Below are 23,605 nucleotides of genomic sequence, written 5' to 3'. Positions count from 1 at the left end.
CCAAATCCTATGCTTCCTGAGCGTGAACAGTAACGGACGACCATTCATCAGGTGTCAAATCGAAAGATGAATTTGCTCCAGGATATCTCAGCTTGACACGAACAAGAGACTTTCCGTTTTCATCCTGCAACTCCGACCAGCTTAGCTTTCCGGCAAGCACGCCTTTTGGGAACTTCCCTTGTTGAACGCCAGCGATCGACAAAACCGTAAAGCTATTCTTCTTTGGCTTTTGAACGTTCGAGTTCGAGACAATCAACTTTTTGGGGTGTCCATCAATCTCAATATCAATGATTTCACCTTGCTTATATTTGCCCCCAACGATATCCGCTAAAGGAACGTTTTGAGCCGAAGAGACTTGAGATTTCTTCTTGGTATCATCTGAGGATGACTGATCAGAATCTTCATCATCACTAATTGGTCTTGGATTCCACTTAGGCGCGTCTGCGATTTTTCGGGTATTCATAACCAGTCTTACACCAGGCTCGACCTCACGCATGGACATTGGAACGGTAAAATCATCCCATGCTTTTATACCTGGGGACTGGATCAAAGCGGCCATAGTGTCTTTATTTGGGCCTCGCTTTTCATATCCTAAGATACGGCCACCCACACCTGCTTTTTTAGACCATTCATCCAAGCGAGATTTCAACTCAGATTTAGCAAGCGCTTGGATATCCGACCGATCTGTCACACACCATGCTCTATTGGTAATAATATCCGTGGAGGATTTCGCCTCAGTGCAATCAGCCTTGCTCATTGCCATTGCTCCGGGATTGGGATTTAGAGCATCGTTTTCCAACCGCATGATGCTAATCATGGCACCAGTTAAACCACGATCCATGGCTCGCGGTGAAAAAGGCGTTACCGACTGCGCTTCAACATGTTTATAGAATGTCGCATGGTAATGCTCGAACGTTTCATAGTGTGACAAATCTCTTGGCCGAGCCCACGTGAGTACCGTGCACACCAAACCGGGAAATTGACGACCGACACGGCTGGTAGCCTGAATATATTCCGCCGTTCCCTTTGGCTGACCATTCACAGCCATCAAACCCAGACGATTTACGTCGACACCCACCGACAGCATGTTCGTCGCCAAAACGACATCAATAGCCCGTGAATCACCCTCTTGCCAGTTGGTTACGAACTTACCTTTTGAGGAATCGAAATCGGCTTTAAACGGAACTTCCAGTTGATCCAAATATTTCGGAATATCCTGATTAGAAACGCGAGAAGTCAGCTCCCTTATGTTTTGAACACTTCGCTGAGCCAATCCAGGCCGATCAACCAAACTCATTTGCACCCGATAAGATCGAGTTTGAACATCGTCCTCTGCAAGACGTTTCATTCCACCAAGCTCACGCAGAGAGTTGAAGTACCCAACAGTTGTTAGATAAGGATCAGCAGCACTGCCAAAGCGCTCGAAAAGGCCTTGAGAAGCGGTCAGGAAAGCCGTGTAGACACGGATTAGCATGGCTGGTCGTGAACTACCCGGTGAACATACGCCGAGATAACGCCTACCAGGTTTCTCTTCGATAGGTCGCTGCACCGAGAAGAAGTTATCTTCAATATCCAAACCGTGCGGAGGAAAAACTGAAACCTTCCGCATGAAAACACCATTGACCTGCTCAGGCGCTTTACGAACAGTCGCGGTGGACGCAATGATTTTTGGCTTTACCTTTGAGCCTTCCAAATCCCACGTTGCCAATTCATCTACTGCCGTTTCATATAGACCGACCATTGTACCTAGAGGCCCACTAATAAGATGGAACTCGTCCTGTATGATCAGATCAGGTGGCCGTATCGGTAGGATTGACCGAACTTTTGTTGCAGGGAGTCCTTTGGCTGCTCGATGATTGCCTTCGCAATCACTATCTGGCCAAAGTAGCCCATGACGCGGACATTCCCTATTAGCTCTACCGAACAACGTGCGAACTTGACCGCGCCAAGCCATCATTGCGAACTTATCGACCGTCGCAATCATCATGGTTGGTGGTCGATGATAGATTTCTTCATCTACCACCATTACAGGAATACCTGGATGGGGCTGGGAAGAGGATTTACCGCGTGAGAAATCACAATGGCTTTTCTTATCACCACAGTAGATCGTGGTTTGTCCCGCCAATCTATTTACTTCTATATCACGTCCAGGTGCTACTTCGCCTCCGCACCAAGGACAACTGGTAAGCTGAGCGGGTGAAGAACTCCCCGCATCCCACTTATCAGGGTTTCGAATGTCTTGAATCGCTTTATGGCTATCTTCTGTCGTACCTGGTGTTACTTTGTTGCCTACCCATAGGCCAATAGTGAATGGCTCCTTACCCAATGACTCATCGCCATTGGCAAGAGCATCACGACGCAACACCTCCATAGCACATATCAAAGTCGTAGCTCGTTGAAACTGCTGTAAGGTTAATAAGCGCAAGGTATAGCGCATAACCACAGACAAGCCTCGCGTACTATCGTAGCCACCTAGATTTCCTTGCAAGCGACGAATGAACATGGTGAAGGCTGCAACACCAAGATAGGCCTCGGTCTTACCACCACCTGTAGGGAACCATAACAAATCAGCGTAAGCTTCGATGGGCTTGGTTCGATCTTTGTGCTGCGGGTTAGCAAGTGATGGAATCGACAACAACACGAAGGCCAACTGAAACGGTCTCCAAGAGCGGTTCTTGCGCACTTGAAAATCTGCCAGCGTCTTGTCCTGCTTTCTTCGTTGAGATAGCGCATACATACTGCGAATGCGTTGATTGGCCATTGCAAGATTGGCGGTTCGGAAAGCCTTCAAAGCATGATCGTCTTCGGCCAAAACCTTAATTCCCTCTTCAAGACGACGCTGAATATCCTCGCACTTAGTCAGAGCATCCTTGGCTTCCTGATCGTATCCCTCAACGTCTTTTCCGATACGTTTACGTTGTTCACCAATCCAAACACCGTAGTCGTCGGCCAGCATCGTCAGTGCCGAAACAAGCTCATCGCGCTCCATTTCGGCTAAGTTCTGCATATCAAGATAACCTTTTTCGATCATCTCCTGCATAGCCTTTCGGTCGTCAGGATTTAATCCTGGCGTCTCCGTTACTGGAACTTCATATTGCGGCATTATGACCGTGCGTATTTCGGTTGCTTGCTCGACATTCTGCCTGTCGCTAATCGCATGAACTGCTGCACCATGACCAACTGCGAACTCGACCTTCTTGCGATAGACCATTTCAAGAGACTTGCGCTCTTCGTCGTCGGAATCCCCGAGAGCTAAAGGCCTGCGCCTAAAGATCGCCTTGTCTTTTGCATCTTTTGGTGCGCGAATTTTTATTTCGGGTTGGAACAACCATGCAGAATCCTTGTTTGTCTCTGGCTCCTCCTGCGCATTGACTAGAAAGAGCGTTATCAAACGGTCTCCATTGGCGTTCTTCGCTCGAATACTTCCTTGAATACGCACGCCTGAGTGCGCTTTATCAGGCGCTTGATGTGGAATGATTCCTTCAGTCATTGGCAAGACAATGGGGCCACCACAAGGAATCCGCTTCCAAACTTTGGTTTTCGCCTCAGATTCAACCGAGAACATTTCTTCACCCGCAGCATTCTTCGAACCTAAAGCCACACTTGCGACACTGTCGAGACCTTGCCGATTTTTATAGGCTTCGATTTCATTTGCGCTCATCTTGCGCTTAATGGGCTTGGTGTGCTCATGATCATAAAATCGTTCGTATCGGCCCCAAGATGCTTCCACTTCGATTGCATCGACATCACCGCTTACGCAAAATGTGATCCCCATACTTGAAGGGATCAATGATTGATTGCTTGCTGCATCAATTTCATCTGCGCTATCAGCCTCCGGCTCAACTTTTCCAGTAGTGGAATTGAATTCAGCGCCTGGTTCGTGGCTCAATCGATTGGGGGCATTCTTATCTGAAGCGCCAATAATTTCATCTGGCGTTTCTTCCTCTTGGTTTGCGAGAGGTCCATTTAAACTTTCTATGCAGTCATTCTTATTGCTATCACGAGGAGCCAGCTTACCTACGAGATATCGGTCCCGCACACTCATATCAATGATTTCTTCGTAAGGCCCATTGGCAGGCCCCAAGAGGTCATCCATCACAGCTAGCTGTAACAATTCACGGATATAGGCTTGATCATCGACAAGTGGGATATCGGCAAGCGTTACACCACTTAACTTTGGCAAGCCTTCTGCAAAGTCTGTCCACTGTAATCGAGAAATTTGTGCGCCCGGAGCAGGAATATTGGCTTTAACCAATGACGCTGGCGCTTCGAAGGAAAAGTATTTGTCGAAGTAAAGAGTAGTAGATTCAAGAACTGAGCGAACGCGATAAACTCGACCGACTGCTATGGCTTCACTCGAACCATTCAAAACCAGCACCCAGTCAGCCTCTTGAACGGCTTGAAATTTAGAGCGTTCTCCGGTTAGTTGCAACGAGTAAACCTGCGAGTTACCAGCAGAATTTCCACTCTTAACGACTAACCAAGCATTGCGATTTTTCACGTTATCCATTCTTGATCCTACACAGGAAATTCCCGCTCCAAATAATTGACTACTCTCTCTATAGTATTAAAACCTGCATTGATAAAAATCTCTGCTATATCTTTACCACAAATAAAAACTATTGGATGCTGGTCCTCTCGAACTTCCTGGTAAGCCTGCTTATGAATAACGCTAGTCGTTACTAAGACGCCAAATTCTCTGTGACGTATTCGTGATATAAGCCGAGAAACTTCTTTAACCCCCACACGATTACCTGGCCTGTCTTTGGCAACGGGTCTATAACATTTAGCTTCAATCGAAAACTCTGCATATACAGGATCAGAAAGAACCCCAAGAATGTAGCGCCCGTAAGCATCCCTTCCGCCATCAATAGCGCCACGGGTGACTTCATCAATGAGCACTCGACCATCTAACATTTGAAATACCCTTGCTGCAAAATGTTCAAACACATGCGCACGGCGTCTTTTTTCGGAATCTTCTTCGTGGTCGAAATGCTTCCAGATTGCATCAAGAATTTCGGATTTGAGTTGCGTGTCAGGTATTTGCTCCTGCTCAGTGCGAATTACAGTTGTAGGTTCACTTTGGAGAGGTTGATAATGACCATTATTTTTCCAAACCTTGAAAGCATAAGGCTCATTCTCAGGCATAGCCTTACCAGACAAAATTGCTGTCAACCAAGACCGTTCAATTGTGGGCGCATTTAAAACAGTGAAAACAGCTCGGTAGTTTTGAAAACGCTGGCCATTTGAAGTCTTCCAAACAGCCACTAAGTCTTCCGATGGAGACATCCCCATAAAGCCTGGTACGGCCAGACCTTTAAATTGAACGGACCTTGCACCATCTTTTGTCGGGTATTTTTTGAATATCAAGAACGGAGGGATTTGTTCTCGCATATCAATATCTGAATGTAAAAGGTCAAACGCACGTTTTAATATTTTGTTCCCACCTTTTCGCGTATCATGCAACTCATGCCCAGGCGTTTTATTGTCACCATAATAAACAAACTGACCAGTATTAAGGTCCAGGGTATCTGGCCAATCTTTATCTTCACCAGTAGTAAAAAGCACAACTAGGTTTTTATCTTCACCTCTGCCTGCCGGACGAAACCCGCCTTGATTTCCTACGCCAGGAAGCAAGGCGTTCAGCGCCTCACCAGAAAGCTGTCCATCATGCGTGCTTTCGTAAATCGCATCTATTACGAGATCGGCGTTTGGGAGTTGATCGTACGGAAATATTTTCAAGTTAATCTCCGAACAAATTTAAACTTCGGTCGTCTTTGGCCGAGCATGTTTTCGTTTTGCGGGTAGTCGACTTCTTCTTTTTGTGGTGCAGCCCTTGGGCGACCTCTTCATCATAGCGTTCATTATTTAGCTTGAGCAGGCGCCGCAGGACCTCACGTCGAGCCTCCTCGGAAATGGTAAAACGAATACCTTGTTTTGTTTCATGGAATCGATGACCAAGGTCTAAATCATCCCAGCCATAGGCGGCCGCTACAGAAGTGTCCATTTGAACATGTAAATCTCTAAATTTATCCACGTTTGCTGAACTATCTTCATAATTGTGAAAACGATTGTATGTTGATGTTAAACCTTCATTATATTTCAACATCATTTCCCTTCTGCATTCGTAGTATGATCTTCCTACCTCTTCGAGGAGGGTGGAATAGCTGCAAAATGGAAACGTCGCAAAAGCATCCCTATTTGAATAACTCAATCGAGTTTCCAAAGTAGAACTGTTCCTCCTAATCCATGATTCGTGCAAGTTTGATTGCAGCACACTGAAATGCGTGTAATCTTGAAACTTGAAAACTTTTAACCTTTGCGAAAGCACTGCATCTGACTGAACAAATTCAAGAGCTAGATATTTCGCAATTCCTGAACAGACAAGTATTCTTTTTGATTTATCTAACTGATCAAAGAAAGCCTCTCTTCTATCCCAGAATATCCAATACCTTTTTTCATGAATTTGGCCCTTTAATCCATCTCGATATGGTTTTACTCGATTTGTCACAATGTCAAAAAGCTCTGGGAAACCTTCTGCCTGCTCTTTATCAAAATTCCCAAAATTGATTGCATATCTTACCGTTCTCTGAGAAGGGTTATCAGTTATATCCTCTCCCCCCAAATAGAGCTGCAATATTGAACTATTATTTGGATTGATCTTTACGAGATTATTGTATTCACTTTCATCAACTAGAAATCCATTGCCATGTATTTTTATTCCTTCAGCGATACCTCCTTTGTTTTCTGCAAGAGTAAATACATTAAAATCAGTTTCTTCCTCTAAAGAGCTGGATATATTGGCTACCGTATTACCATCTAGATAAATTTCCCCATCCCACCTTCCTTTTTTAAGTGCAACAACGCTTATGTGGACACCAGCTTTTCCAGGCCACGGGGTTGAATTTTTGGCATTGAAAACCGTGCAGTTTTCGTTCTTTATCATGTATTCCAAACCAACTTTTCTGGTATCACCTTGAGCAATTGTATTGGTTGAAATAAAGCAAAAGCAGCTCTCACTTCCAGACAACAAGCATGCTTTTCTGAAGAAAAATGCGCTGAGATCAGCGGCTCCTTTTGTGTTATCAAAAAGAGATTTAATACCAAATTGGTAACTTTCTCCAAGCACAGTTCCTATGCGTTTTCCTCCTAAAAAGGGCGGATTCCCAACAATACCATCGAACCCACCTCGTTCGAACACCTCCGGAAACTCCAATACCCAATGAAAGGGCTTCCGGGGTGACTTTCCTGCTGGAAGATCTCTACTCAATGACTTTCTCGCCTCAGTAATAATCTTCCACCCAGTTTCATTGTCACCCTCAATATAGGCAGCAGCCCATGAGGAAAGGTTGTCCATGGAAGCATCCATGGTTCGCTGATTGCCGCCGGCAGCTAAGGCCTCGCCGATCATGGCATCCGCTATGTGTTCCATTTGTTCAATTTTCTGTCGGGCTTGCTGATCCAGTTGTGCCATGTGTTCAACGTCCCGAATATCCCGAATCGGGATTTCTCGGAGCTGTTTGCGGAGCAACAATGTGTCATTGACCGCTGATTCAATATTGGAAGCGAAGATGGAAGCGGTGTGCTTCTCTTCCGGATGCAGCGAAAACCTCGTCAACTGTTCTAGTTTGTGCAGCCCAAGCAGACTGTCGCCGGAGCGCAGGTTATGATCAAGGAATCCAAAAGGTCTGCCTTTCGCCAGTGTGATTAGCCAGATGGAAAGCTTCGCCAGTTCAACGGCCAACGGATTGAGGTCAACACCATAAAGACATTTTTCAGCTACGAGACGACGGGCAATCAACAAACGTTCGTCCAGCGAGGACGACATCGGCTCTGAACCACCTGCAGAATCCAGTGCTTCACCATCAACGGTGATGAATTTACCATGCCCAGTTTCGCTCCCCCACGCTTCGACCAAACGTTCAGACAGCCAGCGGCAAACCTGAACGAGAAATGCCCCGGAACCCATGGCCGGATCGCAAATTTTTAGTTCTAGCAACTCAGCCGATGACTTCAGCTGCCACTCATTACGGGGCTTGCCTTCAGCTGGGCCGACATAGGCCACAGGTTCAAGAATCGTTTCGACGATACTTTCCGTCAGTGATTTTGGCGTGTAGTGCGTTCCTGTTTCACGGCGCTCAGTTCCTGTCGCAACCATGAAAGCACCCTTTGGGTATATCAGTGGATATTCCCAAGGATCAATGCGTAGCAGGTGATGATAAGGGGCCAAACGATCACGCAGCGTTTGATCACCCTGGCAGACCGTCAGTAACCGCTCTTTTTGAGCATCGGTTACTGGTTTCTTCAGGTCATTCTTGATCCTCGAAGCGGAGCTGCCCGTGCGCTCAACCAACAATTCTTCAACGGCTTTATCACCATTCAATCTTGTATCTTCCAGCTCTCCCCAAGTTACCCAAGGCTGCTTGGACTTTTTGGTGGCATCCAGTTCCAGTGTGATATCTTTTGCCCGAACAACCGTGCGCTCAAGCAAGCCCTCGTAGACGTAACCAATTTGTTCGATATCCAATGCACGATAGGAAAGCGTTCTACCTTGGAATAGCTGGATCGCATCCAACAAAAGCAGAACGGTACGATTATCGATTGGCAGTGGTCTGGCAGGGTCACAACGCCAATTGGAGCCTTTTTCTCTGCCTTCAAGAAATGGGAAGCGATCGGGATCAAAGAGTGATCCTCCCAAAGCAGGCATGCTTAGCGTTTCGTGGTCGACGCCGCCGTAGACAGCCCGAAAGATGGCCAACAAGCGAGACCATGCATCGCGCCTGTGCGAAAGTATTTCCTCAGAGTGTATACCTGCCTGATCCCTCAATTGCATACGAAGTGTGGAAACGGCGTAATAGGATTCATAAGTCAGAGAGTCGACTGGCAATAAAGCACGCTCCTCAGCACTGAGCAGAAATACAAGCCGCATCATCACCGTCAATCCAGCCTCATATAATTCAAAGGGCTCGACATCTTTCAGCAATTCGCGATCACGATCCTGATCGGCTTTGTCTAGCGCTTGTACCAATACTTCGACTGCGCGTCGAACTTGATCACCTAAAGCGTCCGTTACTTCGTCTTGATGTTTTAGGGATTCATCAATTAAGGCTGGTAGTTGCTGGCTTTCATCCAGGAAGAAACGGCGAATACTCAAAAGAGTGACGAAGGCTTGAAGCGTTATAGGCTCTTGCGACCAAATCCGAGCATACCAACTTGCGTAGGTTGTAACACCACCTTCGGGGGCATCGATCAGCATCCATTGCTCACCGTTGGTTAGAAGCCCCAAGCGCACCTTATTGGCTCGGCATAGTTGAAGCATCCGCTCGGCTGAGCTTGCAGACCAGCCATCTTGTTTGTTAACTGCCTCTAGGTCTATTTCTGGAGACAAAACTTCGACTAACATGCTGGGTGGTTTATCATCTCCAGCAACTACAGCATAGGTAGGCCTGATAACTACACCATGCTCCAAAGCTTCATACTTAATTTCGTTAACCTTTGAAGCGGGCTTCAAAACATCTTCATTGTCGTCTTCGTCCAGCTCGAGGCCTTGCTTGAGAACAAGATCAATCCAAGCTTTGTGAAGCTCGGCCATTAGTGGGTCATCGTTATCCTTGGCATCGCGCCATTCCTCATAAGCCTGGCGTATTCTTTTCTTTTTTATTGGATCGAGCTGATCCAAACCCTGGGGGAAATGGGATTCAAGTATAGGTTCGGCAAGGAATGGGCCAGAAATATCCAGTAAAGATAACCATTCGCCATGCAATTTCATTTGATACAAAGTCGCTACTCCTTACCTTCAACCAAGTTAGAAGGAACCAGAACGACCACGGCAACTGGGAAGGTATGTTCGCTTGGATCGCTAAAACGTTTTTCAATGGATTCTATTTCGCAACTGCGCTCTTCTGGAATACGAGCTAATCTGGATTCCAAGGCCTGAATATCACGCTTTAGCTGAGTACGCTCTGTATCGCTAAACAATTCCATCTGTTCAGGAGACCTATCCTCGGATAATTCGTTAAGAATGGTTCGTTCGAGTTCATCCAGGACTTCGTTGATATTTTTGATCTCTTTATCTTTTTGAGTATTCAGAGTATTAACCAGATTTTTGAGTCGCTCTTTTGCACGGTTAGAGACTGCCGACTGCACGGACTCCAAATATCGATCGAACCTTGTTCTCAATGCTTGTTCGGTTGCATCACTGATATTGCATGTCGTAGATTCTTCCATCCAACGTCTGACTTCATTGACACGCGTTTCACGTCTGAATGATTTCTCTCCAAGGAATCCTCCTGCTTCAATCAATTCTTCGTGAAGCCTATGATGATTACCGCCAGTAATAACCAAACGAGACAGGACAATGATTGCAGGGCTTTCAAGTTGACCCTCTGGCAAAGTTTTGATCGTAACTCTGTGCAGCTTCTTTACGTCTTCTTGAGCCCACACCTCGGCACGAAGCAACCGCAAGCACATTTGAATCAAGCGATGATTCATATGTACTAAGACAACATCATCCCGGCCTTTGGCAACGTCATGATCAAATGTAATCGGGCGTATTTCATGGGTATGCGGATGTTCCAACCCTTCCGCACATCTTGCCCAAGAACCTGACAATGGCGGCATTTCAAATACTGTGCCTGGTCGCGCATCAGATAATTCGACTGGCTTCAACGCTGGCTTCTCAGCAAGTTGAAGCGCCGTTTCGACTGCGGCTTGGATACGATCGGGCGTCAAATGGAAGTCTGTTTGGGTTTCTATCAAACGGGTGTGCAATCTTTCGATGCGTTCACGCATTCGGGCATCAGCTCGCATGTAACGCTTGGCAGATTCCATCTGCTTCTCTGCGGCTTTCGTTTCGAGATTGCTTCTTGTTCCTTCCAAGACTTGAGAGATTTGCGGCTCTATCAGAGCATTTACACTCCCCAAGTCCTGACGCATTGAATCAATCTTTCTCAGCGCTCTTAGAATGTCATCAGCATGTCCACCAACAGCGCCCTTGGATGTATCCGCATCTACAGGATGCCAAATGAAAACCTCTTTCTCACGTTGTCCATGACGGTCAATACGACCATTTCGCTGCTCCATGACATTAGGGTTGTATGGTATTTCTAAATGAATAAGGTAATTACAGTGATTTTGAAGGTCGATACCTTCAGACGCCGCATCGGTTGCCAACAAAATTCGAATGGGTGATTGCTGCGGGTGGGCTTGGAAAGATGCTTTGATCCGTTCACGATCCTGGTGATCAACACCCCCGTGCAGTATGGATAGTCGATCACCACCATAGCCATGTGTAGCTAATATTCTCTGAATCCAGTCGAGCGTCGTTCTATACTCGGTAAATAAAATGACGCGCTTGTCATTCCATTCGTCGTTACTTTTCAGATGAGTTTCGATCCAGTCGATCAACGCCTGGGCTTTGCTATCGACGCGATTCATGTATGCCTGCGCCCATTCGCGCATTGGCACAAGTATATTTCTTTGCTCTTCCGTCAGAGGTGGAACTCGGCGACTTGCCTCTTCAACTGCTTCAGTTTGTGCTTCTTCGTATGTACGATCATCCGCATAGTCCTCCTGGGATTTTGCTATGACCTTCCTCAATATCCTATCGTCGATAGCATCTTTTTTCTTCTGGTGACCAGAATGAATGCTTTCTACATGTTTTTCCAAAGTCGATGCAAAGGCAGCGGGTGACGAAAACAGCCGTTTCTTTAGCAAGTTATTGATAAATTTAGTACCGAATTCTGCCTGTCCGGTTTCAGCCGAACTCAATCTCGAAGTCGCGTAGGCTTCCAACAACCTGTGAATTTCTCGTTCGCCTTCCGTGTAATCAATCTTGAGAGCTTGCAAACTCCGCGTCGGATACAGGCGGTTTCCATCCTTGTCTACTAAATCTGTTTTTAGCCGCCTGATCATTACTTGTGAAAGCTGCGCCTCATCTGGCAATACCGTTCGCGCAAAACGTTGATCGTCCAATAGCTCAAGTAAGGACGTAAAGGACTCCGTATAGCCATTATGGGGAGTTGCAGTTAGGAACAGGCGATGCTGAAAGTGAGGTGATAGTGTTCTGATAAGCTTCGTGCGTTGGCTTTCGATCGCATACTTTCCCGAACCCGAGGGTGCGATATTATGCGCCTCATCCACGACGAGAATGTCGAACTTTCGTGGATATGTTGGGTGAACGGGCAAAATATCTCGAATGAGACGCAGCGCTTCACCACTTTTCATCCAGTCCATGGATGCGATAAGACGAGGAAAAGAAGTCCAAGGATTTGCGTGGATGCCTCGCTCTCGGCGTAATCGCTTGACGAAATCGGTGTCGACGATTTTGAATTCCAAACCGAACTTTTCGAGCATCTCAACACGCCACTTTTCTTGCAGTGACGCTGGACAAACGACCAAGACACTCCGTGCTCGATGCCGCAGCAGTAGTTCCTGTATCACCAATCCGGCTTCAATGGTTTTACCAAGACCAACGTCATCAGCAATAAGTAGGTTGGCGCGAGCCAAGTCTATTGCTCTCACAAGTGGATCAAGCTGGAAATCTTCGATACTAACTCCGCTTCTAAAGGGAGCCTGGAGGAAACCTCGATCGGCGTTGGTTGCAGCACCCCAGCGAACTGCGTCGAGGAATGCGTCAAGTCGTTCAGGCGCATCAAAGCCCGTGATGGAAGGAAGTCCTTTACGTTCTATGACGTGAGCGCCTGGTTCTATTTCCCAAACGACTTCCAATTCTTCGCCCAAACCATCCTCATCAATCGATGATAATGTGACGTAATGTTGTTTATTCGTGAAATTAGATATGGATTGAGAGCGCTGAATATCGGCCACAATCCATTGTCGGCGGCGCACCTCTACCAGTTGCCCCGGCTCAGGTGGAGTAGAAAATGTTTCTCTGGCTACATTCGTCATTCCATCAGCCACTTGGCTTCCTCACATAATTATTCGATCAAACCCTGTGCTTCCAGGTGTGCCTTGATGCTCTTGGCAATAGCCTGTCCTAAACCAACAGGAACGGCATTTCCGATCAATCTACCTAACGTTCTAAATTCAACCGGGCCTCCTTTTTCTACGAATTTGTAGTTTCTAGGAAATCCCTGTATGACTGCGGCCTCACGTAACGAGATAGCTCGATCTTGTTCGGGGTGGCCGAAACGCCCATTACCATAGCCATAGCATTGAGTAGTCATAGTTGGTGCAGGCTTATCCCACTCCATCCGCCCGTAGACACTGGGATAAGTTTTGCCAGAACTCTCCTTATGGCAATCTGCAATAAGGTGTTTGGGCCAATCACGCCAAGTGCCCCCAGGCTTAGATGACTTGATGCGTTTCAAATTGATATCACTTAATGTGGCTGAAACGTGGAGTCTGTCCCTAGGTGCGTTTTCACCAGCAGCAATGGGTTTCAAACGACCTATTGCCTGTTTGACCGTCTTTGGCTTCTTGTGTGTTCTTTCTATCAATTCTATAGGGCCATACAAGGAAGCTAAGAGCACCATCCTTTTCCTGGTCTGCGGAACACCATAGTGTGTGCTGTCTACAACTTGATACCAGACGTGATACCCCAGATTCTCCAAATGCAGAACGAAATCAGGGAAAACTTCATGTTTTTGTACGCTGGGTACATTTTCCATTGTGATGATTTCCGGCAGAGTTTCCTCCGCCAAACGGGCAAATTCGTATAGTAGCCCCCACCGCTCATTTCTATTCAGATCGTATCGTTGAGAGTAAGTTGAGAAAGGTTGGCAGGGCGCACAGCCCGCAAGTATTCTGATTTTGGCGTCGCCAAAAAATTGTTCTAAATCTTCCGCTGAAACTTCACTCACGTCTTTTTGTAGAAATACAGACTCGTTGTTTTGTTCATAGGGATATCTACAAGCATCATCAATATCAATTCCCGCAGCCACTGGCAGGCCTTCCTTAACGAAACCATGCGTCAAACCACCAGCCCCACAAAACAAATCAATACAAGCCATCGTCATATTTCAACAATCTCCACAAAAGCACTCAAAATTTAACCCATTCCCTAAATAGTGAACTCACGCTCTCCTATCAATTCCTTTTGTCATCTACGACATCTTCTGGATCAGGCTCGGCGGCTTGGCCAGAGCGAACCCATTCATCGACCTCATCGGTTTTGAACTTCCAAAAGCGACCTATTCGGTGGGCGGGCAATCCCTTTTTGCTTCTCCACGCGTAGATAGTGTCTTTACTCACGCCCAGGTATTCACTGATTTCCTCAACGGATAGCCACCGATTAGGCATGTCTTGGTTTCCTCTTTATTCAGGTCAAGCCAGCAACATCCGACATAAGTTACACATGATATGCATGATGTAAATATGAATTAGACGGATTATATAGGAATTGAAATGGTTTAGCCCAATAAAGCCTGATTAGCAAGGTGATAGATAGGGAATTTGGATAGGATTGAACTGTCTGCTATAGCATCCAAGGGCTTCCCTTGGTCGTCATCCACTGGCGAAACAGGGGTCGGGGTTGAGCGGCGAAACGCTCACGGCATCCAATCGGCGCACGGTTGGTCTAGGGTTCCAAGGGGCTATGAAATGCCCAGTGGTCGATGGGGGATCAAAGGGGGGAGAACTGAAATCTCCACCTTGCCATGGGGTCTTGGGGTAGCTCGGAGGCTCCCCAAGTGGTGATCAAACGGCCAATCGTTTGCTGGTGCTGGAATGGCTCGATGCCGTGAAAGCACCACACCAGCTCTTGCCTGATCGCAGTGTTCCGATAGGAACCAAGGGAAGCTTAGAGCGGCCCAGAGGGTGCACGGGAGAACGGCAGTGATCTCCCTGCCAAGATGGTATGAACGTAGTACATACACATCTTGCGGTCGCCCTTTATCACCAGCGTCTCTGGGGCCTAGCCCGCAGATTTGTTCGATTTTTGCACTGCAAAAAGACTTGGTTCAACGGGCGACTGGGGTTATGGATGTTCCTCTTTTTATGGAGCCACCGGGTCTTCCGGTGTCTCGTAAAGCCAGGGGTAACAATGAGGATTGAGTTTATCGACGACGCGATCTGCTAAATCATTCCAACACTCATAGGCAACGGTTGCAGCACTTCTGCCAAAGTCGTCTGCAATGGAAGCATCAATCCCTGGTTCATTGAGCAAGCGATCAATTGCGCGGTTAGCTAATGTGCTGGCGGCATAATGAAGTGCGGTTAAGCCACTCTCATCCTGCTCATTCACATCGTAATGCTGAAGAGCAATTTCGAGCGCCTTAACATCATTGTTCTCAGCAGCTAAAAATATATTAGGCACCTCTGGCGGCACTGACGTCCCTTTCCGCCCAAACAGTTTTGGTTTAGGCATAGCCATGGGGTAGCACGTCCTCTAGCAATTGATCAATAATTTTCTCTTCTTCTGGAAATGGGCTTTTGTTTTTCTTCAGCAAAACGGTGCTTCCAGCCGCTTCATTAAAACCAAATTTAAAGGTCTGCTTCGCAGATAATTTCCCTCTCAGCTCCATCTCATCGGTTTCAGGATTTGTTGTGGCTTCGTATTTCACTCCGCCCCTGGTCACGATGGGGTCATCGCTTTTGTAGAAATACTGGTTGAGAACACTGGATATAGAAAATTCCGGCTGGTCTTTTCCATCAATCAGAAAGGTCAGTTCGCCAGGCATGTTCGAGCCTGTCTGTGGGTCTCGCCGCCGCCATAACTGCAACACAAACATATGGCAGTAGTCGTATTCTTTCAGCTCATCACTATTGAGGTAGATGACCAAGCCTGTTGCTGAAATTTGCCGTGAACGAAATAACGCTAAATAAGCGAATTTTGCATACCGTGTTCCGGGGATGGGCTCCATCTTGCAAATGGTGCGCGGAACATCTCGATCTGCTTGGTTCGGGATGTTCTCCCAATTTCCGTCAAGCTCCCGAACGGCAATCATTCCCTGTTCTTGAATTCGTGAAGGCAGAATATACATGCCATCGGGATGCTCGATTTTCCCATAGAGCGCGATAAAACCTTCGGCAACCTGTTTCAAACGCTCATTAGCGCTTCCCTCATTCATATAGGGAACTACGCTTTTGAATTTATCAGACTCAATAAAACGGCTTACGACATCCCAGTTGCGATCATCAAGCTGCCTGTCTTGTTCTTGCAGCCATAATTCCAGCGTTCTTTTGGAGAATATGCTGCTGCCCTCGAATTTTGCTAAGTCCCGCATCAGGCTGGTTACACCCTTGCGGCCAGTTTCTCTCAAATAGTCCTTGATCAGAACCTTCGCTTTTTTCTGATTCATATCTCGGCCAACTAACCCAGTATTCGCAGTTTATTCGCACTTTGTGTTCTTTTTTGTTCGTTTTCTGAAGCTGCATAGTAGCAAACATTGGCTTTCAGGGGGTATTGCGCCCGGTGAACGCCGAACGGCCAGTCACATATGTGGCTGTTACTTAGTCCTTGCCGGAGCCTACTATGAGCGCATTCGACCGAACTGGCATTCAAGCCATCATTGGCCAGAAATTAGATGGCCAATTCCAAAAGCTCCTCTCAGACCATGAGAGGCCAATCCAGCAAAAGCTGTTTGCCCTAAAGCAGCAATGTTCCAAGGCGGAAAAGCTCAACCCTGAGCTTGAGGGCCAGAACGAGATTCCAATCTCACGCAGTGAGGATTTGGAATATCTCTACGCCTGCGCCTCGCAAGACATTGCCGATAAGGCCCAGGCACACAGTTTTACCAAAAAATCGCTGCAAGCGGCACAGCTACGTCATGGTTATGTGTCAACCAATGAAGCGCCTCCGGTGCTTCAAGGCGTGCTGGTGCTGCTGCTGACCGTATTCGGTGAATCCATTATCAATGCGGCGTTTTTCGGTAACGCCCATATGGTGGCCGGGCCAACGGCGGCACTCGTTACCAGCTTCTTGATCTCGATGACCAATGTTGCGGCCTGCGCAAGCGCTGGCTTTTTCATTGGTCGGTATCGCGATTACGGCAAGAATGCGCTGGATAGCGACGATGAATATTTTCGCCGCAAGCGCAACAAAGCCAGAGTGCAGTTCATTGGCTTTATCGCGGTGATGGTGTTTTTCCATCTGACTGTGGGGCTTGTTCGCACCCAAGAATCCATCGATGCAGTCCATCATTCCCTGCCTGCCTATCTGGAAATGCTGAAAACACCAGAAGCCATTTTCCTGATTTTGATGGGTGGCTGCATGAGCGTGTTTGCCTTCCACAAAGGTATTCATAGCTTCGATTGTCCTTACCCTGAAATCGGTCGTTTGCAACGCGCCGAAGAAGCGGCCAAGGAAGACATTCACGATACCGTTGATTTTTACAAGGATGAGGTCAACGACCATTTCGATGATTGCAAGAAGTCCCTTGAGGAAGCCGTAGAGTCCAAGAAGAAGTCGGTTGATAAATACAACAAGGCTGTCTCCGCTTGCCATGAAGCAAAGCGTCACCTGGATGAAAGCGCCAAAGAGGCTGAAAACCAGTGTCGCGGCAAGCTGGCTGAGCTGATCACCTCCTACAACTGCATTTCTGGCGAAGACCAGGATATTCCGATGGATGCGCTCAATCGGATGGTTTCCTTTGAAAAATACCTGGACTTCGAAATCCCTGCATTTCGCGCCTGCCCGGAGGCGCGGGCCTTTCACTCCGAATTACTGATCGAAAAAAACCAAGCCGTTAAGCGGCTCTCCCTGATTTTTAACGATGTTCTTAACGCCACTGGAGGTAAGAAGCCATGAGAAGACGATCTCGCGGAAATAACCCATTGAAACTTGCTGCACTCTCAAGCGCCTTGGCTGTTGCCATGGGCGGTATGGGATACATGGCTTGGCAATCCATGGGCAAAGTCACTGCCGATCAAGTTGGCTGCTTTGCCAATGCACCGCAACCGCAAACGGTTGTGCTGTTGGATGTAAGTGAGCCGCGTTTCAATGATGAACAGGCACGCTCACTCAAGCGTTATTTGGATCAGCTTTATAAAAGCTTGGATTTCAATGAACGCTTGAGTGTTGTGACAACGGCTGAGGATCAGATTGGTTCTGTACCCAAAGCCCGGTTCCATGTTTGTGGGCAGGCAACCAGTGCTGCGGAATTGGAAGCAGTCAATGCAGAAGGCGCAAGCGCTGGCTTCCTGGCAAAGCAAAAGCAGCGGCTCTACGAAAAGGTGTTCGCGCCTGCCATTGCTTCGGTGCTGTCACCTGATGCCGCTAGTCGCCAGCGTTATCAGTCGCCCATTTTGGAGATGGTCAAAGGCATTCGCCATTTCCAGCCTTTGCGGCCTGGTGATCGCCTAATTGTCGTGAGTGACCTGATTCAGAACAGCGATAGCGTGCAGTTTTGCCGAACGCAAAACGACATGCCTCCATTCTCCGTGTTTTCCAAACGACCTGTTTACGGTCGTTTGAAGCCGGATTCCATGGAAGGCATTGATGTTGAGCTGTTGATGATTCAGCGCCATGGCTATGGGCAAGGCGAATTCAGCTATTGCTATAGCGAGGAAGAGTTGAGCCGTTTTTGGCGCGACTACTTCAGCGCTAATGGCGTAGACAAACCCAGCCTTATTCGCATTCGGCATGGTTATGTCGAGGGCTAGCGCTATGCAGCAACGGCAATCGCTCGGCGATCACTTCCCAAGCTTGGTTATAGTCTCGGGCCTATTGGCCTGGGGCTGTTTCCAAGTGGGGCCGCTATATGTTGGCAGTGAACTGCAATGGCTACCTGCGGTTTTGTATGGCGTAACCGCTTTAATGGGGCTGCGCATTGTCATTCATTGCCTTACCTTTATTGCACGCTTCTTTGAATGGACAAGTGCCCATCAGGCTACTGGCAAAGATGGAACGGCGAGCTGGGCTACTGAGAAAGACCTCAAGAAAGAATTCAGTAAAAAGCTGACCGGACCATTCTGGGGAAGAATGGCCACCGGGGGTAAAAGCCCTATCTTCAGCGACTATGCATCCAATGCACTAACGGTTGCGCCTGCCGGATCAGGTAAGGGAATTTACAGCGTTATTACCAATGGCCTTTCGATCAAGCAGTCAAAAGTCTTCAGTGACTTCAAAGGTGAGTTGGTCTGCATCCTGAAAAAGCCTCTTGAAAAGCGTGGCGAGAAAGTGCGGGTGCTCAATCCTGGCGGATTGTGGCAAAGCATTATTGGAGAGAGTGATTGTTATAACCCGCTCGATATCATCGTTGATGATCTTGAGCGGCCTGGGGGTTTGCGTGATGTTCCCGATGACCTTCGAGAACAAAGCGCACAAATTCTGCCTGAGCCTGCACAAAACGATGGTGAGAATACCTATTGGCGCGAAGGTTCACGGCACTGCATTGGAATTGCCAAACTTCTTGAAACCATGATCGAAGGCCGCGATGCAACACTGTCATCTGTGGCGCTGCTGATCGAGGATCGTGAAGCGCTTGAACATAACCTTCGTTGGGTGGTGGGAATTGATCTGGAAGGTAATCCACTCCCAGATGGGCCGATGCCCATCGAAAGCTGTGCCTGGGCACAAATCCATGATGCTGCCGATTTAGCGGAATTTATTCAATGGGTACGAGCGCAAGCCAGAGGCTTGCTTGCTCTCATGGGTAACGGCGAAAGCCGAACCTTCGACTCTTTTATCAGTGGAGCGCAACAAGCTCTTGCGCCTTTTGCGTTTGGCAGGCTTGCACCTGCAATGCGGCGCTCAAGCTTCAGGATGAACGACCTAAAATCTAAAGATACGCCTACCAGCTTATTTATCGTTGCCGATGCCAGCCGCATGGAGGCGTATAAAAGCTATATCGGGCTTATACAATGGTGCGCCATGACCGCCATTAAACGCCACGAGAATAAATCCGTGCGCGTGTATTTCATCATGGATGAAGCCACCAACTACAAAATTCACGGCCTGGAAAATCTGCTCACCTGGGGTCGCTCTTACGGCTTATTGCTGCACATTATTTTCCAGGACATTTCTGCCTTTGAAAAAACCTACGGCAAAACAGCGGTAGAAACACTGCTTTCCGAAACGGAAATAAAACAATTCCTCCCTGGCCAGCGTTCACCCAAAACGCTGGAGATGATCAGCCAGTTATTGGGCAGCCAAAGCGTTATGAGCGCCGGATTATCGCCAAGCGAAAACGGCTTGCAGGAAAACACCAGCGAAGCTGGCAGACCGCTCATGACACCAGCCGAAGTTCGGCAAACCAAACACGGATTGCTTTTTATCAGGCAATCACAGCCTGCGCTTATTGAACCGATTTCTTACGGTGAAGTTCATCCATGGCGAAAACAGGCTGGCATCAATCCATTCCACGGCAAACCGTTTCTCAAAAAAGTAAAGCTCAGACAGAGTTAAGGAGTGTGCGTAATGAGTCACTACAAACCAAAACGAATTCGATGGGGAAAAATTGTTGCAGGTTTTTTCCGCAGTCTTGCTGGCATTTTAGAGCGATGGCCATTGCTGCTGATTGCAGCATTTATTCTCTCTCCGGTGGGGCCGCACATGCTTTTGAATTACACCTATGAGCAACGCGGCTCTTATAAATACATGCTGAGCTGCCAGTACCTTGGCTCTCGTGGTTTCGTCCACTACGTGGCCATGGGCGAATGCCCGTTTTTCAAAATCATCGACAGCCGTGAATTTCCCAAAAGATAGAGCCGTTTCGTTGGCCAGTAAGTGCCTTCGGCTGGCCTTTGAAACTCAATGAACGCGAAGGCATTTGGAGAATGATTATGAGTGAGAAAGAAAACGATAGCGTTGGGCGCAAGCCGGATTTTATCGCGTATTCCGTGCGCGATAGCAAAGACGGTAAAGGCCATTGGAATAAAGTCGGCGCAGCCTGGGAGCACCGCGACGGGCAAGGCATGGATATTCAGCTCGACAGTATTCCACTTGATGGCCGCCTCACAATTAGAGAATTACGTGAGGAGCGCATGAACGCATACGAAGGCGAACGTCAGGAAGCACGTTCTGAGCAGGATCAGAACAGGAGACCGAGCCGTGGCCGCGAACGAGCGCACTAGCGCTTACGTGAGTTACTCCATGCAAGAACCTAGTTTACGTGAACAAGCCCCTGCCTGCCTTCGGCGGGCGGGGCCATTAAGTCGCGACTTTGAAATTGCAAACAGTAACCAACAACGAACATCTGAGAATCCGGTTTTGAAAGAGGATGCTTGGCAACGTGATGACTCTGACGGTGGATCAAAAATGGTGAAACGGCAAAAGCCGTTTCCCGAAATGAAGCCGGAAAATTGTTGCGAAGTTAAAAAATCTTTCTTTGATCGTGCCTGGATTCAGGAACAACGAGACGCACAAATGGCGTATTTATCGAATCAACGTGAAAGTTCGGCGCAACAAACTCGGCGCTCAGAGCCAGTTTTCGAGCGCTAAAAAATTTGCCTATACGAAAGAATTTAAGAATTTATTAACAGGTGAGACCGTAATATGAATTTAGATACACTGCGCAGCGTAAGTCCCAAACTTACGCCGATGTCCTCCGCAAACGAAAGTTTATGCTCGGATTGCTGCATTGCGCCATGGCGCAGTTATTTTCTTCCTATACGTATCACCCGTTTGAATTTGGTGATCTGTCTGTCGAAAAGGAGGAAGAACATTGACTGACGAAACGAAAATTGACGTGAACGAGCACTGGGTTTCCGCTCAGCAGCAGCCAATGGTCGAGCCTCCTAAATGCGATGTGGATAAGTACCGAAATCACATTAAAGACTTTGACTTGAGTGAAGCAGAGCGGGTTGAATTATTGAAAACCATTTGGCTGATAATGGCGGCTTTTGTTGACCTGGGATTTGGGGTAGATTCAATTCAGATACTCTCATCCTCGGACGAAAAGCAGCCTGAGCCCCTCGCTCATGGTGTTAACCGTGATGATGAGCAGGTTAACTCAAAAGGAGTTATAGATGTCGAGTAACGTAACAAAGGCAGTCATTTACTGCCGGGTATCCAATAAAACCCAAACCACGCGGGGCGATGGGCTCGGCTCGCAAGAGACGCGCTGCCGCGAATACGCTAAATACAAGGGCTATGAGGTCGAAGCGGTATTTACCGATGATGTCTCCGGTAGCCTGATCAAGCGCCCTGGTATGCAGGATATGCTCAAGCATTTGAGCAAGCACCGCAAAAACCCGCGTGTGGCCATTATTGACGATATTTCCAGGCTGGCTCGTGGGCTTGATGCTCACCTCCAGCTCAGAGGCGCTATCGCCAAGGCGGGGGCAACGCTGGAATCGCCCTCCATTGAGTTTGGCGATGATTCCGACAGTGTTCTGGTGGAGAACCTGCTGGCCAGCGTATCTCAGCACCAACGTCAGAAGAACTCTGAGCAAACCCTTAACCGGATGAAATCCCGCCTCAAGAACGGCTATTGGGTGTTTCAGGCTCCGGTGGGCTACAAGTATCAGAAGACTTCCGGCCAAGGGAAAATCCTAGTTCGGAACGAACCACTCGCCACCATTATTCAAGAAGCCCTGGAGGGCTATGCCTCCGGACGCTTTCAGTTACAGGTGGAAGTAAAGCGCTTCCTGGAATCCTTCCCTGAGTTTCCCAGAGACAGCAAAGGCTATGTTCATAACCAACGGGTTCACGACATTCTAACGAAGGTCTTATATGCCGGGTATGTGGATTCAGAGGATTGGCAGGTTTCGCTGCGTCCTGGCAGGCATGAGGGCTTAATCAGCCTGGAGACATACAAAACTATTCAGGATCGCTTGAATACCAATGCCAAGACACCTGCACGCAAAGATATAAACCTGGACTTCCCATTGCGCGGGTTCGTCACCTGCGGCGAATGCGGCCATAACTTAACGGCCTGCTGGTCGAAGGGTAAGAATGAACGCCATCCTTATTATATGTGCTTCAAGAAAGGCTGTAGCCACTACCGCAAGTCTATTCGCCGCGATGTGATCGAGGGTGAGTTTGAGCAATTCCTTATGTCACTCAAACCAACGCCTGAGCTTTTTGGCTTGGCCAAAGATATGTTCCGAGACCTCTGGGATTACCGTGTGGCCTTCCAGAAAAGCCATAGCAAGTCCCTGGAGCTGGAGATCAATAAGACTGAGCGCAAGATCGAACAATTGCTGGATCGTATCGTAGAGGCTGAGGATAACACCGTGGTAAGCGCCTACGAAAAACGCATCAGCCAGCTTCAACTGGATAAGCAGGTTATGCAGGAAAAGATCGCTAAATGCGGTCGTCCGATCAGAGACTTTGACGATAGTTTTCGAACCGCCATGGATTTTCTCGCAAACCCGCATGAACTCTGGGCTTCCGAGCGAATGGAAGACCGTCATGCAGTGATGAAACTCACTTTTGCAGACAGATTGGCGTATGTTCGTGGAGAAGGTTTTCGAACACCTGAAACCACCTTACCTTTCAAGGCTTTAGGTGGTATTTCAGGCTCGAATATTGAAATGGCGCACTCGGGAGGATTCGAACCTCCGACCGCTCGGTTCGTAGCCGAGTACTCTATCCAGCTGAGCTACGAGTGCGTAATCTCTCTTCCAGTAGGTGCGGAAGAGGCGCGTATACTAATGAGTAAACCTTTGTCCGTCAATAGCTTATCTCTTTCAAAAATCAGGTTTTTTTCATCGTTTATTTTTTCAGCGGCCACACGTCCGTTCAGTTGGGATTCACTTT

The 23,605-nt window shown here is 47.8% G+C and carries 16 protein-coding genes, 1 tRNA gene and 1 pseudogene; 8 read left to right on the top strand and 10 right to left on the bottom strand.

What is annotated here, in order from left to right; all coding sequences use genetic code 11:
- Positions 1–7: 7 nt before the first annotated feature.
- The 8 genes from drmA to SBL51_RS15320 form a co-directional block, all read right to left on the bottom strand.
- The gene (drmA, locus tag SBL51_RS15355; protein ID WP_317931942.1) at positions 8–4,510 is read right to left on the bottom strand and encodes a DISARM system helicase DrmA; all 4,503 of its coding nucleotides are present in this window, start codon (positions 4,508–4,510) and stop codon (positions 8–10) included.
- Positions 4,511–4,518: 8 nt separating this feature from the next.
- Complete coding sequence (locus tag SBL51_RS15350) at positions 4,519–5,742, bottom strand: restriction endonuclease (protein ID WP_317931941.1); 1,224 nt, start codon at positions 5,740–5,742, stop codon at positions 4,519–4,521.
- Between the two features lies 1 nt (position 5,743).
- The gene (locus SBL51_RS15345; protein WP_317932077.1) at positions 5,744–9,769 is read right to left on the bottom strand and encodes an Eco57I restriction-modification methylase domain-containing protein; all 4,026 of its coding nucleotides are present in this window, start codon (positions 9,767–9,769) and stop codon (positions 5,744–5,746) included.
- A gap of 14 nt (positions 9,770–9,783) precedes the next feature.
- Entirely contained in the window at positions 9,784–12,921 is a 3,138-nt protein-coding gene (gene drmD / locus SBL51_RS15340; RefSeq protein ID WP_317931939.1) for a DISARM system SNF2-like helicase DrmD, read from the bottom strand.
- Between the two features lie 17 nt (positions 12,922–12,938).
- A complete protein-coding gene (locus tag SBL51_RS15335; protein WP_317931938.1) occupies positions 12,939–13,979 on the bottom strand; it encodes a DNA cytosine methyltransferase in 1,041 nt (346 codons plus the stop codon).
- Between the two features lie 70 nt (positions 13,980–14,049).
- The gene (locus SBL51_RS15330; RefSeq protein WP_317931937.1) at positions 14,050–14,262 is read right to left on the bottom strand and encodes a helix-turn-helix domain-containing protein; all 213 of its coding nucleotides are present in this window, start codon (positions 14,260–14,262) and stop codon (positions 14,050–14,052) included.
- Between the two features lie 694 nt (positions 14,263–14,956).
- Positions 14,957–15,334: an ankyrin repeat domain-containing protein gene (locus SBL51_RS15325; protein WP_317931936.1), complete on the bottom strand. Its 378-nt coding sequence runs from the start codon at positions 15,332–15,334 to the stop codon at positions 14,957–14,959.
- A complete protein-coding gene (locus tag SBL51_RS15320; RefSeq protein ID WP_317931934.1) occupies positions 15,321–16,262 on the bottom strand; it encodes a hypothetical protein in 942 nt (313 codons plus the stop codon). The genes SBL51_RS15325 and SBL51_RS15320 overlap by 14 nt, the downstream gene beginning before the upstream one ends.
- A gap of 173 nt (positions 16,263–16,435) precedes the next feature.
- Here SBL51_RS15320 and SBL51_RS15315 point away from each other — a divergent pair, with 173 nt between their 5' ends.
- The 8 genes and pseudogenes from SBL51_RS15315 to SBL51_RS23290 all read left to right on the top strand — a co-directional run.
- Complete coding sequence (locus tag SBL51_RS15315) at positions 16,436–17,710, top strand: hypothetical protein (RefSeq protein WP_317931933.1); 1,275 nt, start codon at positions 16,436–16,438, stop codon at positions 17,708–17,710.
- Between the two features lie 26 nt (positions 17,711–17,736).
- The gene (locus SBL51_RS15310; RefSeq protein ID WP_317931932.1) at positions 17,737–18,564 is read left to right on the top strand and encodes a hypothetical protein; all 828 of its coding nucleotides are present in this window, start codon (positions 17,737–17,739) and stop codon (positions 18,562–18,564) included.
- Between the two features lie 4 nt (positions 18,565–18,568).
- Positions 18,569–20,308, top strand: a complete 1,740-nt coding sequence (locus SBL51_RS15305) for a type IV secretory system conjugative DNA transfer family protein (RefSeq protein ID WP_317931931.1) — start codon at positions 18,569–18,571, stop codon at positions 20,306–20,308.
- A gap of 12 nt (positions 20,309–20,320) precedes the next feature.
- Positions 20,321–20,608: a hypothetical protein gene (locus tag SBL51_RS15300; protein WP_317931930.1), complete on the top strand. Its 288-nt coding sequence runs from the start codon at positions 20,321–20,323 to the stop codon at positions 20,606–20,608.
- Positions 20,609–20,685: 77 nt separating this feature from the next.
- Positions 20,686–20,976 carry a hypothetical protein gene (locus tag SBL51_RS15295; RefSeq protein WP_317931929.1) on the top strand — a complete coding sequence of 97 codons (291 nt, stop codon included), beginning with the start codon at positions 20,686–20,688 and terminating at the stop codon, positions 20,974–20,976.
- A 19-nt stretch (positions 20,977–20,995) separates the two neighbouring features.
- Positions 20,996–21,343 carry a hypothetical protein gene (locus tag SBL51_RS15290; protein WP_317931927.1) on the top strand — a complete coding sequence of 116 codons (348 nt, stop codon included), beginning with the start codon at positions 20,996–20,998 and terminating at the stop codon, positions 21,341–21,343.
- Between the two features lie 223 nt (positions 21,344–21,566).
- Entirely contained in the window at positions 21,567–21,881 is a 315-nt protein-coding gene (locus SBL51_RS15285; protein ID WP_317931926.1) for a hypothetical protein, read from the top strand.
- Positions 21,871–22,884, top strand: a pseudogene (locus tag SBL51_RS23290) (recombinase family protein); the annotation flags it as partial. The gene SBL51_RS15285 and the pseudogene SBL51_RS23290, both read left to right, overlap by 11 nt.
- A gap of 18 nt (positions 22,885–22,902) precedes the next feature.
- Here SBL51_RS23290 and SBL51_RS15275 read toward each other — a convergent pair.
- Positions 22,903–23,259 carry a hypothetical protein gene (locus SBL51_RS15275; RefSeq protein WP_317931924.1) on the bottom strand — a complete coding sequence of 119 codons (357 nt, stop codon included), beginning with the start codon at positions 23,257–23,259 and terminating at the stop codon, positions 22,903–22,905.
- Positions 23,260–23,380: 121 nt separating this feature from the next.
- Positions 23,381–23,457, bottom strand: a tRNA-Arg gene (locus SBL51_RS15270).
- Positions 23,458–23,605 lie beyond the last annotated feature (148 nt).

This window comes from Halioxenophilus sp. WMMB6 (genome assembly GCF_033283405.1).
Lineage (GTDB): Bacteria > Pseudomonadota > Gammaproteobacteria > Pseudomonadales > Cellvibrionaceae > Halioxenophilus.
This window is presented reverse-complemented; position numbering and strand designations above follow the sequence as displayed.